Below are 13,908 nucleotides of genomic sequence, written 5' to 3' on the forward strand. Positions count from 1 at the left end.
TATCCATGAGAAAAATCTTGATGGCGGCGGCAGTTTTCGGCCTCGTCTTGACTGCATGCGGCGGTGGCAGCCAAACCACCGCAGAGCCCGAAGCATCCCAAGTGCAACATACTGTTTCCGACAAACTTAATATCTATAACTGGTCGGATTACGTCGATCCCCAAACCCTCTCCGATTTTGAAAAAGATACCCGTCTCAATATCCGGTACGACTATTATGACAGCAACGAGGCGCTCGAAGCCAAGCTGCTGACCGGAAAGTCCGGTTATGATTTGGTCGTACCTTCCGTCGCCAATGTCGGCAGGCAGATTAAAGCCGGCGCATACCGGAAAATCGATAAAAGCCTGATACCCAATTACGCCAACATCGATGCCTCCCTGCTGGCAATGATGGCGGAAGTTGATCCGGGCAACGAGTATGCCGTCCCTTATTTTTGGGGCATTAATACCTTGGCAATCAATACGCAGCAGGTGAAAAAGGCATTGGGTACGGACAAATTGCCCGAAAACGAATGGGATTTGGTATTTAATCCCGCATATACGCGCAAACTGAAATCCTGCGGTATCAGTTATTTTGACAGCGCTATCGAGCAGATTCCCCTGGCATTGCACTATTTGGGCAAAGACCCCAACAGTGAAAATCCCGAAGACATCAAAGCCGCCGTCGATATGATGAAAACCGTCCGTCCGGACATCAAACGTTTCACTTCTTCAGGCTATATCGACGATATGGCGACCGGAAACCTGTGTGTCGCCATCGGTTACGGCGGTGATTTGAATATTGCCAAAACACGTGCCCGGGAGTCGGCAAACGGTGTGGACATCAAGGTATTGGTACCGACAACCGGCGTGGGTGTATGGGTGGATTCGCTGATGATTCCTCGTGATGCGCAAAATGTCGCCAATGCCCATAAATATATCAATCACACCCTGGATCCGAAAGTTGCCGCGCAAAACGGCAGTTTCGTTACCTATGCACCGGCCAGTCTGCCTGCCCGAGAACTGATGGATGCGAAATATACATCCGACGCATCGATTTTTCCGACTAAAGAACTGATGCAGAAAAGTTTCATCGTATCGCCGAAATCCAGCGATGTCAGCCGTCTCAGTGTCAGACTGTGGCAGTCGCTTAAGGCTGGAAAATGAGCCGTGCCGTTTGAGCCTGTTTCAGACGGCATCTAGAGAATAAGCCGGACAACGGCAGTAAAGGAGAAAAAATGAACGCAATCCGAACTTTCCAAAACCACACTCCCGAAATCCACGAAACCTGCATGATAGACGGAACGTGCGTCATTATCGGAGAGGTGTCGCTTGCCGATAATGTTTCCGTATGGCCGTATGCCGTATTGCGCGGCGATGTGAACAGCATTACAGTCGGTGCGCGCAGCAATATACAGGACGGCAGCGTTTTGCATGTTTCCCACAAAACCGCTGCCAAACCCGAGGGCTCGCCGCTCGTTATCGGAGAAGACGTTACCGTGGGGCACAAAGCTATGCTGCACGGCTGCCGTATCGGCAACCGAGTTTTGGTCGGCATGGGGACGACGGTTCTGGACGATGCCGTTATTGAAGATGACGTGATGATTGGGGCGGGCAGCCTCGTACCTCCGCGCAAACGTTTGGTGGGCGGCTATCTTTATGTCGGTTCGCCGGTCAGACAGGTGCGCGTGCTGACCGATGAGGAAAAAGCCTTTTTGAAGTATTCCGCCGCGCATTATGTAAGGCTGTCGCAACAATACCGACTCCGAATAATGTGATTATCGGGAATATCAGTTTATATATCAACTTATTGGACCTTAACAGCATAAACCTTATTAGATAATAGTGCGATGGAAAGCTTCTTTGGACGATTAAAAATGGAATGTTATTACGGTAAATGATTTGAGACGTTCTAACAACTGGAAAAAACGATTCATGAGTACATTCATTATTACAACCATGAGCGCATTCAGGGGAAACTAAAAGGACTGAGCTCTGTGAATTACAGAACTCAGTCCTTGAACTAAATCAGTCTAACTTTTGGGGTCAGATCATTTTACGGAGCTTTTTTTGTTGTGTGCTTTAAGCCATTTTTGCATTTGTTCAATTTCCGCTTGTTGTGCGTTAATAATATCCTCAGCAAGCTTACGCATCTCAGGATCTTTTCCGTATTTTAATTCAACTTCCGCCATTTTTACTGCGCCAATATGGTGTGGCAACATACCTGCTGCAAAAGCAACATCAGGATCTTTATATTGCGCAGCTGCCATCATGTCTTGATGCATTTGATTCATACCTTGCATAAATTCTTGTTGCATTGCAGAACCTGTCGACATTGGCATATTCATGTGTGCTTGATGCGGTAGTTCATTAGCATGGGCATAAATTGAAACTGCAGCAGCGCTAAGTGTGATAAAAGTCATAAGTTTTTTCATGTTTTTCGCCTATGTGATAACTGAAGGAGCACAAATTATAAACTTTGACCTAAAGTTAAAGTCAACATTTATTCCGAAAATGTTTGGTGAGGTGCTAAAAGCTAAAATAAGACAATATTTGAGCTGCGTTACGGATTTATGTTGCTGCTGTGCCTGACCATTGGAAAGTTTGCTTGGGATTTATTGGGTTGATATCGAATGAAAAAAAGGCCGTCTGAAAGTTTCAGACGGCCTTTGTGTTTTACAGTTTAACCGAATGCTCGCGTGTTTCGTGGAACACGATATCCGGCCAGCGTTCTTGCGTCAGGTTCAGGTTGACGCGGTTAGGCGCGAGGTAGGCGAGGTTGCCGCCAGCGTCTATCGAAAGGTTGCCTGCGTTGGCTTTTTCAAATTCCGCCAGTTTTTTCTTGTCTTCGCACGATACCCAGCGCGCCGACCAGATGGATGCGCTGTCAAACACGGCTTCTACGCCGTATTCGTTGGCGAGGCGCGAGGTAACGACTTCAAACTGCAACACGCCGACCGCACCCAAAATCAAATCTGCGCCGCTCATCGGTTTGAAAACCTGTACCGCGCCTTCTTCGCCAAGCTGTTGCAAACCTTTTTGCAGTTGCTTGATTTTCAGCGGGTTTTTGATGCGGACGCTGCGGAACAGTTCGGGCGCGAAGAATGGGATGCCGGTAAACGCCAGTTGTTCGCCTTCGGAGAAGCTGTCGCCGATTTGGATGTTGCCGTGGTTCGGGATACCGATGATGTCTCCGGCGTAGGCTTCTTCCACCAGCTCGCGGTCGTGCGACATGAAGGTAACCACGCTGGAGGCGGCGATTTCGCGGTTGATGCGCAGATGTTTCATTTTCATGCCGCGCTCGAATTTACCGGAGCAGACGCGCAAGAAGGCGATGCGGTCGCGGTGTTTCGGGTCCATATTGGCTTGGATTTTGAAGATAAATCCGGAGAATTTCGGCTCGTCCGGTTCGACCATGCGTACGGTCGCATCGCGCGGTTTCGGAGCGGGTGCCCATTCAATCAATGAATTGAGGATTTCCTGAATACCGAAGTTGTTAATCGCAGAGCCGAAGAATACAGGCGTGAGTTCGCCGGCGAGGAATTCGTCGAGATTGAACTCGTTGGAAGCCGCCTGTACCAATTCGATTTCGTCGCGCAACTGCTGGATTTCCAACGGAAAGCGTTGTTCCAATTCGGGATTATCGATGCCTTTGATGATGTCGAACTCGTGCGGCAGGCGTTCGCCGCCCGCTTCAAAGAGATAGATCTCATCGTTCAGGATGTGGTACACGCCCTTGAAGTTTTTGCCCATGCCGATCGGCCAGGTGACGGGCGCGCAGCGGATTTGTAGGATGTTTTCCACTTCGTCCAGCAACTCCAACGAATCGCGTACTTCGCGGTCGTATTTGTTCATGAACGTCACAATCGGCGTATTGCGCAGGCGGCAGACGTTCAAGAGTTTGATGGTTTGCGCTTCCACGCCTTTTGCCGCGTCGATGACCATCAGCGCGCTGTCCACGGCGGTCAAAACGCGGTAGGTATCTTCGGAGAAGTCTTGGTGTCCCGGCGTATCCAAGAGGTTGACGGTATGGTCTTTGTAGTCGAACTGCATTACGGACGACGCCACGGAAATGCCGCGCTGCTTCTCGATGTCCATCCAGTCGGAGGTGGCGAATTTGCCGGTTTTCTTGCCTTTTACCGTACCCGCGCTTTGAATCGCACCTGAAAACAGCAAGAGTTTTTCGGTCAGCGTGGTTTTACCCGCGTCGGGGTGGGAGATGATGGCAAACGTGCGGCGGCGGCGCACTTGGTCGAGGATTTCTTGGGACATGGGCTTTCTTTGCAAAAAGTTTCAGGCCGCCAGCAGACGGCCCGAATAATGTTTGGGATGGACGGATTGTACAAAAAAGTGCTTGATAATTCAATGCTTGGAGCGCAGTTGTATGGGTCGTGCCGTATCGGGATAAGGTAATGGTCTGAAACGGAGGGGCTTATTGTCAAAATGCCGTCTGAAACCAAATCAAGTTTCAGACGGCATACTTTTGGGGCTTTATCAGCCTTCCATTTGTTTTGCCTGAACCGCAGTCAGGGCGATGGTAAACACGATGTCTTCTACCAGTGCGCCGCGGGAGAGGTCGTTGACCGGTTTGCGCAGGCCTTGCAACAGCGGGCCGACGCTTAAGACGTTGGCGTTGCGTTGGACGGCTTTATAGGTGCAGTTGCCAGTGTTCAGGTCGGGGAAGACCAAAACGGTTGCCTGTCCTGCGACCGGGCTGCCCGGGGCTTTCGATTTGCCCACGCCCGGTACGGTTGCCGCATCATATTGCAGCGGACCGTCGATGGCGAGGTCGGGGCGTTTTTCTTGGGCAAGTTTGGTTGCTTCGATGACGGTATCGACATCGGGACCGCTGCCGGAGTTGACCGTAGAGTAGGAAATCATTGCCACTTTCGGGTCGATGCCGAAGGCTTTTGCGGAATCGGCAGACTGGATGGCGATGTCGGCAAGCTGTTGCGCGGTCGGGTTCGGATTAACCGCGCAGTCGCCGAAGACGAGGACTTGGTTGGGCAGCAGCATAAAGAATACGCTGGATACGAGGCTTGCACCCGGTGCGGTTTTAATCAGTTGCAAAGCGGGGCGGATGGTATTGGCGGTCGTATGAACGGCACCGGATACCAGGCCGTCCACATCGTTTTGCGCCATCATCATTGTACCGAGTACCACGGTGTCTTGCAGTTGCTTGCGCGCGTCTTCGGGTGTCAGGCCTTTGGATTTGCGCAGTTCGCACATCGGCTCGACGTATTGTTCGACTAATGAGGCGGGATCGACGATTTCCAAAGAGTCCGGCAGGCTGATGCCGCGTTCTTTGGCAACGGCTTCGACTTCTTCGCGTTTGGCAAGCAGGACGCAGCGTGCAATGCCTTTTTCGTGACAGATGGCGGCGGCTTGGACGGTGCGCGGCTCGGCACCTTCCGGCAGGACGATGCGTTTGTCGGCTTTACGAGCGAAGTCAATCAGGTTGTAGCGGAATTGGGCGGGCGAAAGGCGTTTGGTTTGTCGGTTTGCCAATATGGATACGTCTTTCAGCGCACTGCTTGAGCCGAAGAACGTCAAACCGGTTTTTTCGGCAGCCGCTTCGGCAACGGAGGCTGCCGCACCGTCGACAATAAAACCTTCCAATACGCCCGGCGCAGTGGCAAAGAACTGTTTGGCAAGGTTCAGCCGGTGCGCCAGTTCGTCTGCATCGGCGTTGTCGGAACGGACGGCAAATACGGCAGCGGCGTCCAAAGAGAGCGCCAATTCGACGTTTTTGCCTGCAAGGTAGATTTTGTCGGCATCGGGTGCGATGCCTTCGATAATGAGGTTGGCGGCATCAAGTGCGGCAACTTTACCGACCATCGCGTCAAACCAGTCGTCGCTTTTGCCTTGCGCCAACAGGGCTTCTGCTTGTGCGTCAAAGGCTTGGAAAACTTGTGCGTTCAGGGCTTTTGCAAATGACCGGGCGGCGGCGGATGCGTCAAGTCCGGCAGATACGGGTACGATGAGTACTTTTGCCATGATATATCCTTTCGTATGCTGCGGTGTGCGGCATGTATGTTGGAAGTGTTGGGATTTGAGGGGAAATGTCGGGATAGGCTATTTCCCGTCCGGTTTGCGGAAACAGGTATTTTCTGTTTTTGGGCGGCAGTCGGTCTTACGCTGCCGCGTGTTTCTATATTAACAAATAAATTATGTTTTCAACAAGATGAATATCGCCAGACATTGGCACGCCTTTCAGACGGCATGGTGTTTCCAAACTTACGGGGCAGGCTGCTCCGGGAAAAACAGTGCTTCTGAATTCAAGTAGATGCGTGTCTGTGTGCCGTCTGAACAATCGGGTGCGTAGGGGGTGTTCAGCGTCAGGATGGTTTGCTCGATTTTCAGGAGGATTTGGATGTGGCGTGCTTTGGGTATGGCGTTGAGGATGGTGGCGGATAATTCGGCAGCATGGGTGTTCGGGCGGTTGAAGCTGAATTGTTCCGGACGGATGAGCAGTGTGCCGCGTGTGCCTGCGGGTAAGGTGTTTCCGACAGGGAGCCTGCCCAATTCGGAGTCTGCCGTACCGTCGGCGTTGAGTGTGGCGGGCAGGGAGATGCCTTCGCCGATAAACAGGGCCGTTTCAAGGTCGGCAGGTTGTCGGTACAGTTCGTGGGGGGCTGCAGTCTGGAGGATGCGTCCTTGTTTCATGACGGCAATCCGGTCGGCGTATTGCAGGGCTTCTTCCCGGTCGTGGCTGACGAAAACGGCAGATTTGCCGTTGGCGCGCAGGGCGGCAATCATGTCTTCGCGAATCTGGCGGCGCAATTGTTCGTCCAGTGCGCTGAAGGGTTCGTCCAGCAGGATGAGTTCAGGATCGGGGGCGAGGGCGCGGGCGAGGGCGACACGTTGTTGCTGTCCGCCTGAAAGTTCGTGCGGATGACGGTTTGAGAGTTCGGAAATGCCGGTCAGGGTCATCATGGCTTCGATGCGTTGCCGCTCCTGCGCCGTCTTGCCTTTGCCGTTGCCGAGACCGTAGGCGATGTTGCGGTAAACGGTCAGGTGGGGGAACAGTACGCCTTCCTGTACGACGTAACCCAAACGGCGTTCGCGGACGGGGAGGTTGGTATTTTCTGAATAGATTGTTCTTCCGTAAAGCGAGATTTCTCCGGAATCGGGCTGTTCAAAACCGGCAAGGCAGCGCAGCAGCGTGGTTTTGCCGCAACCTGATGCACCGATGACGAAGAGGATTTCCCCTTTGCCGAGTGTGAGCGAGATATTTTGTAGAACGGCATGGTTCTGGAAGTTTTTGGTCAGTTGGCGGATTTGGAGTGCGGGTGCGGTCATAGTCGGTCTTTCGCAGCAGTGTTATTTGAAGGCGTATTTTTTCAGTAGGAATACGGGCAGGCCTGAAAACAGTACCAGCATAAGGGCATACGGGGTGGCGGCGGCATATTGTGCGTCTGACGTGTATTCCCAAACGGCGGTGGAGAGCGTGTGGACATCATCTGCGGTCAGCAGTAGGGTGGCGGTCAGCTCTTTCATCAGGTTGAGGAAGACGAGTGCGAATGCGGCGGTAATGCCGGGCAGGATGGACGGCAGCACCAGTGTTCTGAAAATGAAGAAGTGTCCGCGTCCTAATGTGCCGCCGACTTGCTCCATGCCTTTGGGGAGTTGTTCCATTGAGCTTCGCAGTGTGGTCTGCGCCATCGGCAGATAGAGGATGAAGTAGGCAAGGACGACGACGACGAAGGTCTGGTAAACGGATGGTGCGTAGTTGATGCTGAAATAAATCAGCGACAGGGCGATAACCAGCCCGGGAACGGCGTGGAGCAGGAAGGGCAGGCGTTCAATCCATACGGTCAGCAGGTTGCGGTAGCGTATGGATGCCCAAACCAAGGGCAATGCGCACAAAATGGTCAATAATGCGCCGGCGGCGGATACACCCATCGATCGGGCAAATGCATCGAATACGGATACGAGTTCAAATGTGCCGGATGAGCCGACCATCATCCAGTGGATTAGGATGCCGAACGGGATGACGATACTTAAAACCAGCAGCGAACTGATAAACAATATTACGGCGATTTGTGCGGGCAGTTTGAGCGGTTTGACCGGGTAGGGACGGATAACGCCTTTGCCGCTGTGATAGAGCTTGGTTTTTCCGCGGAAAATGTTTTCGGAGAATACGACCAGTCCGCAAATGACCAACAATACGGCAGACAGCAGTGCGGCGGTATTGTTGTCAAACGACATTTCGTATTCTTGGAAAATGGCGGTGGTAAAGGTCGGATAGTTGAGTATCGATACTGCGCCGAATTCAATCAGCATGTGCAGCGCAATCAGCAGGATGCTGCTGCCGATGGCAGGTTTGAGTTGGGGAAGTATGGCGGAAAAGAAAGTTTGCAGGCGGCTTTTACCCAAGGAAAGGCTGACTTCTTCAAACGACAGGCTGATGCGTTTGAGGGCTGCCTCGACTGGCAGGTAGGCGAGGGGAAAAGACGACAGGCTCATAATCATAACGGTTCCCCAAAATCCCTCCACGCGGAAAGTCAGGCTGATCCATGTAAAGCAGCTGACAAATGCGGGTATGCATAAGGGCAGGGTAATTGCCGTCTGAAAAAAGGTTTTGCCGAAAAAGCGGTAACGTTGGAACAGGACGGCGCAGGTAATGCCCAAAATGATAGAAATCAGGGTAACGCCGAACATCAGCATCAGGGTGTTTCCCAGCAAATCAAACATGCGGGGGCGGAACAGCAGTTCGTAGGCGCGTGTTGCGCCGACCTGCCACGAACGCATGGCGACATAAAGGAAAGGAAGGGTCAGCGGCAAGGCGATAAGCAGGATGAGGGCGGTCAGCCATGAAGGTATTTTGTTGCGGGACATAAATCGGCTTCGGATAGAAAACGGTCGGACAGCAGGGTTGCCCGACCGTTTGAACGGAAAAAGTTTATTTCAGGCCTGCCTGTTCGAGGAGGCGGGTGGCATTTTCTTTGTCGGTAATGGTGGTTGCAGATACTTCAGGTGCTTCCAATTTGGAATAAGGTTCCATATTGAACGGTGAAGACACGCCGGCGTGCAGCGGATACTCGGCACGGTTGGCGGCTAAGACCTGTTGACCTTGTTTGCCTGCGAGGAAGGCGACGAATTTTTGTGCTTCGGCTTTGTTTTGGGAAGATTTCAGCACAGCCGCGCCGGAATAGGTAACGAGTGCGCCCGGGTCTCTGTGGCGGACGAAGTTCAGACGGGAATGGATGTTGTGTACGCCTTTTTCTTTGGCAAACGCATACCAGTAGTAGTTGTTGATGAGGGCAGCCGGTACTTCGCCGTTTTCAACGGCTTGGAGCGCCACAGTGTTTTTAGAATACAGTTTGCCGTTTTCTTTTAAGCCTTTGAGCCATTTCAGGGCGGCTGCTTCGCCTTTCAGTTTGACGATGGCGACAACCTGTTCCAAGAATGCGCCTGAAGTCGGTACATAACCGATACGGTCTTTCCATTTCGGTGTGGCGTAATTCAGGACGGATTTTTCCAAATCTTTTTCAGACAGTTTTCGGCTGTCGTATACGACGACGCGCGAACGTCCGCTCAATGCGACCCAGTCTTTTTTTGCCGCAACGGGCACACCTTTGCGGCGCGTATCGTTAATTGTTTTTGCGGGGAGGGTTTCTAAAAGGTTGGCTGCGGAAAGTGTAGCCAGCGGTGGGATTTGTTCAGAATAGAATACGTCTGCAGGGCTTCTGCTGCCTTCTTCTTTGATTTGTCCGGCAAGCTGGTCGCTTTTGCCGCTGTTGATTTTCACTTTGATGCCGGTGGATTTGGTAAATGCATCGGCAAGTGCCTGGGTGGCTTCTTTGTGTTGTCCGTTGTAGAGGACGATGTCTGCAAATGAGGGGGAAGATGCGATGAGCGCGGTTGTCAGCAACGCAAGGCGGGTGTGTAATTTCATGGTTCTCTCCTAAAATATTTGAACACATATCGGTGTTTCAGATATGATCTTATTAGTTTATTAATTTATCAATTCAAATGCAAATAATTATTTTTAATTCATGTGTTGTCTGGCTTAGCTAATGTTTATGCCTGTTCCGGAATGTGTTATTCAAACAGAATATTAGCGGCTTATAAGAAACGGAAATACCGGAAAACAGGAATCTCGTATTGTCCTATGTGTCGTGCTGCTGGAAGAATAGGCAGCCGATGGAAAGGGAAACGGCTGCAATCCACAGGAAATGTTTGCAGAATATTTTAAAGGGGATATGGTTTTTAAGATGCCGTCTGAACAGGGTTGCCGGAATAGTATTGCCATCCCAGCAGATACAGTTTGTCGGGGTCTTGCCAATATTGTTCATCCAGACTGTTCAGCAGTGAGGTGGTTTTGTTGTCGAGATGTTGTGTTATATCCCATATTTCTTTCAGGTTTTTACCTTCCGATTGGAGGTGGCGGATTTCTTTTCCCAATGCGTCTGCCGCCCGATGGATCAGCATTGCGCTGTGTACCGCACCGATTTTTTTCAGAACGGAACAAGTCTTTTCGGTGGCGGGAAACCCCCAGTTGCAGACAAATTGCAGTATGCCGCCGTTGCCGATATCGGCTTCTGCACGCCAAATCAAAACCAGCTCCTGTTCCTGCCCGTCCATGCTTTCGAGTTTGCCGTCATGCTGTTCAAAAAGTTTGTCCACCGCCTGCCACATCATCTGCTCGAAGCGGTCGGCTTGGGTATCCGTATCGGTCATAGTGTTCTTGCCTTTTAAAAATGCCGTCTGAACATTTCTTCAGACGGCATTTGGGGAGTTAAGCCAACACTTCACGCCAGCGTTTGACTTGGAAACGGACTTGTTCGGGCGCGGTGCCGCCCAAGTGGTTGCGCGCGTTTAAGCTGCCTTCGGGTGTCAGAACGCCGTACACGTCTTCTGAAATCAGCTTGCTGAAACCTTGTAAGACTTCAAGCGACAGTTTGCTCAAATCAACGCCAGCTTCATCGGCGTGGCGCACGGCTTGGGCGACGACTTCGTGGCTGTCGCGGAAAGGCATGCCTTTTTTTACCAAGTAATCCGCCAAATCGGTGGCGGTGGCGAAGCCCTGCATCACGGCGGCGCGCATATTGTCGGGTTTGACGGTCACGCCGCGCATCATGTCGGCGTAAATCCGCAGCGTGTCGATGAGCGTGTCAGCGGTGTCAAACAGCGGTTCTTTGTCTTCCTGATTGTCTTTGTTGTACGCCAAGGGCTGCGATTTCATCAGGGTAATCAGTCCGATAAGGTGTCCGATGACACGGCCGGATTTGCCGCGCACGAGTTCGGGTACGTCGGGGTTTTTCTTTTGCGGCATGATGGACGAACCTGTACAGAAGCGGTCGGCGATGTCGATAAAGCCGAAACGCGGACTCATCCACAAAATCAATTCTTCAGACAGGCGGCTCAAGTGAACCATAATCAACGAGGCGGCGGCGGTGAACTCAATGGCAAAATCGCGGTCGGATACGGCATCGAGCGAGTTCTGGCAGATTTGTTCGAAACCCAACAATTCGGCGGTGATTTCGCGCTGAATCGGATAAGTCGTACCGGCAAGGGCGGCAGCGCCGAGCGGCATACGGTTGACGCGTTTGCGACAGTCGGTCATACGTTCGAAATCGCGGCCGAGCATTTCGACGTAGGCGAGCATATGGTGCCCGAAGCTGACAGGCTGGGCGACTTGCAGATGGGTAAAACCGGGCATGACGGTTTCGGCGTTTTGTTCCGCCAAATCCAGTAATGCCGTCTGAAGGTTTTGAATCAGGTTTTGGATAACGGTAATTTGATCGCGCAGCCACAGGCGGATGTCGGTAGCGACTTGGTCGTTGCGACTGCGACCGGTGTGCAGACGCTTGCCCGCATCGCCGATTTTGTCGGTCAGGCGGCGTTCGATGTTCATGTGGACATCTTCCAAATCGAGCGACCATTCGATTTTGCCGCTACGGATTTCTTCGAGGATTTCCGCCATGCCCCGACGGATGTCGGTCAAATCGTTTTCACTCAGCACGCCCGACCGGGTCAGCATCTGCGCGTGAGCGAGCGAGCCTTGGATATCCCATTCGGCAAGGCGTTGGTCGAAACCGATGGAGCCGGTATATTTTTTGACGAGTTCGGAAACGGGTTCGTTGAAACGTCCCGACCAGGTTTTGTTGTGCATAAGGATTCCTTGATGTGGTTATTCGGTGCGGTATTTTTCCAGAAGTCGGCGGAAGGGTTCGCCGGTTTCGGGGTGTTTCAGACCGTAGGCGACGGTGGCTTCCAGATAGCCCAGTTTGCTGCCGCAGTCGTAGCGCGTGCCTTCAAAGGGATGCGCCAAGACAAATTCGTGTTCCAAGAGTTTGGCGATGCCGTCTGTAAGCTGGATTTCGTTGCCTGCGCCGCGCGGCAGGCCGGTTAAAAGGTCGAAAATGCGCGGCGTGAGGATATAGCGGCCGACGACGGCAAGGTTGGAGGGAGCGTCTTCGGGCTTGGGTTTTTCGACGATGTTGGTAATGCGTTGGAACGGTTTGAGCTGTTCGGTTTCCACGATGCCGTATGAGCCGGTTTGGGACGGTTCGACGGTTTCTACGCCCAAAATGCTGTTGCCGCTGCGTTCGTACACCTCAATCATTTGTTTGAGCACGCCTTTGGGAGCATCAATCAGGTCGTCGGCAAGGATGACGGCAAAGGGTTCGTCTCCGATGGCGGCGCGGGCGCACAATACGGCGTGTCCGAGCCCCAGTGCTTCGGCTTGGCGGATGTACAGGCAGGTAATATGAGGCGGCAGGATGTTGCGGACGTGTTCCAGAAGTTTGTCTTTATGACGCATTTCCAACTCGGTTTCAAGTTCGTATGCCTTGTCGAAATGGTCTTCGATGCTGCGTTTGTTGCGCCCGGTTACAAACACCATTTCCGTACAGCCGGCTTCCACGGCTTCTTCTACGGCGTATTGGATCAGCGGCTTATCGACGATGGGCAGCATTTCTTTTGGGCTGGCCTTCGTGGCAGGCAGGAAGCGGGTTCCCATCCCTGCAACGGGAAAGACGGCTTTCCGTATGGGTTTCATTATTTTTCCTTTGTATTGTTTTGATGTTTAAAGGGCGAGTTTGCGTAAGAGTTCGGCAAGCGCCTGTGCGCGGTGGCTTTCTCGGTTTTTGACCTCCGAATCCAATTCGGCGGCGGTTTTGCCGTGTCCGGGCAGATAAAAATATGGGTCGTAACCGAAACCGTTTTGCCCTTGCGGGGCATCGTGCCACTGTCCGTGCCATACGCCTTCGGCAATAATCGGACGCGGGTCGTTTTCATGACGGATAAAAACCAATACGCAGACATAAGAACAGCTTTTGTCGGCTTTGCAGGCAAGTTCGCCGGCAAGTTTCAGGTTGTTGGCGGAATCGGATTTGGGGTTGTCGCCCGCGTAGCGTGCGGAATGTATGCCCGGTGCGCCGTTTAGGGCGGCCGCACAGATGCCGCTGTCGTCGGCGAGTGCTGGCAGCCCGCTGTATTTGGTGGCATGGCGTGCTTTTGCCAGCGCATTTTCGACAAAGGTGGAATATGGCTCCGGACATTCGGGTATGCTGAATTCGGATTGCGGCAATACGGTAATGCCGTGTGGTTCGAATAGGTTGCCGAATTCTTTGAGTTTGCCTGCATTGCCGCTTGCCAAAACGATTTTTTCCGGTTTTTCAGCCATGGCGGTTCCTTTGTGGTGAGGATGGGGCGGCGTGTAGGGATTTGTGCCGCAGATAGAGGGCGAGGCTGCCGATTTGTCCGAACAGCGCGCCGAATGCAAAAAGGAAGGAAGCGACGGCGAAGGCTTTGCTGCCGACGGTCAGCAGATAGCCGCCCAACAGGACGAGCAGCATGAATGCCAGTGTGAACAAGGCGATGAACAATAAATAAATTCTTTGGCGGCTCATGGTGTTTGCCCGTGAAAAGGGATGTTCGGATTATAGCCGATTAGGACGGCATTCCCTAGAGGCTGGAA

Annotated in this window: 13 protein-coding genes and 1 pseudogene; 3 read left to right on the forward strand and 11 right to left on the reverse strand. The window is 52.4% G+C overall.

The features are described from left to right. Nucleotides 1–5: 5 nt before the first annotated feature. From DQM57_RS01435 to DQM57_RS01445, 3 genes and pseudogenes are all read left to right on the forward strand, one after another. Complete coding sequence (locus tag DQM57_RS01435; RefSeq protein ID WP_107959963.1) at nt 6–1,145, forward strand: polyamine ABC transporter substrate-binding protein; 1,140 nt, start codon at nt 6–8, stop codon at nt 1,143–1,145. 71 nt (nt 1,146–1,216) lie between these two features. Further along, nucleotides 1,217–1,756: a gamma carbonic anhydrase family protein gene (locus DQM57_RS01440; protein WP_108043334.1), complete on the forward strand. Its 540-nt coding sequence runs from the start codon at nt 1,217–1,219 to the stop codon at nt 1,754–1,756. 57 nt (nt 1,757–1,813) lie between these two features. Further along, a pseudogene (locus DQM57_RS01445) lies at nt 1,814–2,005 on the forward strand (IS3 family transposase); the annotation flags it as partial. Nucleotides 2,006–2,029: 24 nt separating this feature from the next. Here the strand turns inward: DQM57_RS01445 and copM are convergent. From copM to DQM57_RS01500, 11 genes are all read right to left on the reverse strand, one after another. Next, the gene (gene copM, locus DQM57_RS01450) at nt 2,030–2,413 is read right to left on the reverse strand and encodes a CopM family metallochaperone (RefSeq protein WP_108043333.1); all 384 of its coding nucleotides are present in this window, start codon (nt 2,411–2,413) and stop codon (nt 2,030–2,032) included. A 241-nt stretch (nt 2,414–2,654) separates the two neighbouring features. Continuing rightward, nucleotides 2,655–4,250 carry a peptide chain release factor 3 gene (locus DQM57_RS01455; RefSeq protein WP_070583614.1) on the reverse strand — a complete coding sequence of 532 codons (1,596 nt, stop codon included), beginning with the start codon at nt 4,248–4,250 and terminating at the stop codon, nt 2,655–2,657. A gap of 222 nt (nt 4,251–4,472) precedes the next feature. After that, a complete protein-coding gene (gene pta / locus DQM57_RS01460) occupies nt 4,473–5,975 on the reverse strand; it encodes a phosphate acetyltransferase (protein WP_111726438.1) in 1,503 nt (500 codons plus the stop codon). A gap of 240 nt (nt 5,976–6,215) precedes the next feature. After that, entirely contained in the window at nt 6,216–7,280 is a 1,065-nt protein-coding gene (locus DQM57_RS01465) for an ABC transporter ATP-binding protein (RefSeq protein WP_111726440.1), read from the reverse strand. Nucleotides 7,281–7,301: 21 nt separating this feature from the next. Further along, nucleotides 7,302–8,819: an ABC transporter permease gene (locus DQM57_RS01470; RefSeq protein WP_111726442.1), complete on the reverse strand. Its 1,518-nt coding sequence runs from the start codon at nt 8,817–8,819 to the stop codon at nt 7,302–7,304. A gap of 64 nt (nt 8,820–8,883) precedes the next feature. Further along, on the reverse strand, nt 8,884–9,879 hold the full coding sequence (locus DQM57_RS01475) for an iron ABC transporter substrate-binding protein (protein ID WP_111726444.1): 996 nt from the start codon (nt 9,877–9,879) through the stop codon (nt 8,884–8,886). A gap of 314 nt (nt 9,880–10,193) precedes the next feature. After that, entirely contained in the window at nt 10,194–10,664 is a 471-nt protein-coding gene (locus DQM57_RS01480; protein WP_111726446.1) for a DMP19 family protein, read from the reverse strand. A gap of 58 nt (nt 10,665–10,722) precedes the next feature. Next, nucleotides 10,723–12,099 carry an argininosuccinate lyase gene (gene argH, locus DQM57_RS01485; protein WP_111726448.1) on the reverse strand — a complete coding sequence of 459 codons (1,377 nt, stop codon included), beginning with the start codon at nt 12,097–12,099 and terminating at the stop codon, nt 10,723–10,725. Nucleotides 12,100–12,117: 18 nt separating this feature from the next. Next, complete coding sequence (gene galU / locus DQM57_RS01490) at nt 12,118–12,987, reverse strand: UTP--glucose-1-phosphate uridylyltransferase GalU (protein ID WP_111726450.1); 870 nt, start codon at nt 12,985–12,987, stop codon at nt 12,118–12,120. A gap of 27 nt (nt 12,988–13,014) precedes the next feature. Next, a complete protein-coding gene (rdgB, locus tag DQM57_RS01495; protein WP_111726451.1) occupies nt 13,015–13,614 on the reverse strand; it encodes an RdgB/HAM1 family non-canonical purine NTP pyrophosphatase in 600 nt (199 codons plus the stop codon). Next, entirely contained in the window at nt 13,607–13,840 is a 234-nt protein-coding gene (locus tag DQM57_RS01500; protein ID WP_003675658.1) for an NGO_0222 family membrane protein, read from the reverse strand. Before DQM57_RS01500 ends, rdgB begins: the two co-directional genes overlap by 8 nt. Nucleotides 13,841–13,908: the final 68 nt, after the last annotated feature.

Origin of the sequence: Neisseria cinerea (genome assembly GCF_900475315.1) — a bacterium.
GTDB lineage: Bacteria > Pseudomonadota > Gammaproteobacteria > Burkholderiales > Neisseriaceae > Neisseria > Neisseria cinerea.

Excerpts from the sequence above, each read along its gene's own strand:
- DQM57_RS01440 (WP_108043334.1), top strand. The coding sequence starts at position 1,217 with ATGAACGCAATCCGAACTTTCCAAAACCACACTCCCGAAATCCACGAA.
- DQM57_RS01475 (WP_111726444.1), bottom strand. The coding sequence starts at position 9,879 with ATGAAATTACACACCCGCCTTGCGTTGCTGACAACCGCGCTCATCGCA.
- rdgB (WP_111726451.1), bottom strand. The coding sequence starts at position 13,614 with ATGGCTGAAAAACCGGAAAAAATCGTTTTGGCAAGCGGCAATGCAGGC.
- DQM57_RS01455 (WP_070583614.1), bottom strand. The coding sequence starts at position 4,250 with ATGTCCCAAGAAATCCTCGACCAAGTGCGCCGCCGCCGCACGTTTGCC.
- pta (WP_111726438.1), bottom strand. The coding sequence starts at position 5,975 with ATGGCAAAAGTACTCATCGTACCCGTATCTGCCGGACTTGACGCATCC.
- argH (WP_111726448.1), bottom strand. The coding sequence starts at position 12,099 with ATGCACAACAAAACCTGGTCGGGACGTTTCAACGAACCCGTTTCCGAA.
- galU (WP_111726450.1), bottom strand. The coding sequence starts at position 12,987 with ATGAAACCCATACGGAAAGCCGTCTTTCCCGTTGCAGGGATGGGAACC.
- DQM57_RS01435 (WP_107959963.1), top strand. The coding sequence starts at position 6 with ATGAGAAAAATCTTGATGGCGGCGGCAGTTTTCGGCCTCGTCTTGACT.
- copM (WP_108043333.1), bottom strand. The coding sequence starts at position 2,413 with ATGAAAAAACTTATGACTTTTATCACACTTAGCGCTGCTGCAGTTTCA.
- DQM57_RS01480 (WP_111726446.1), bottom strand. The coding sequence starts at position 10,664 with ATGACCGATACGGATACCCAAGCCGACCGCTTCGAGCAGATGATGTGG.
- DQM57_RS01500 (WP_003675658.1), bottom strand. The coding sequence starts at position 13,840 with ATGAGCCGCCAAAGAATTTATTTATTGTTCATCGCCTTGTTCACACTG.
- DQM57_RS01465 (WP_111726440.1), bottom strand. The coding sequence starts at position 7,280 with ATGACCGCACCCGCACTCCAAATCCGCCAACTGACCAAAAACTTCCAG.
- DQM57_RS01470 (WP_111726442.1), bottom strand. The coding sequence starts at position 8,819 with ATGTCCCGCAACAAAATACCTTCATGGCTGACCGCCCTCATCCTGCTT.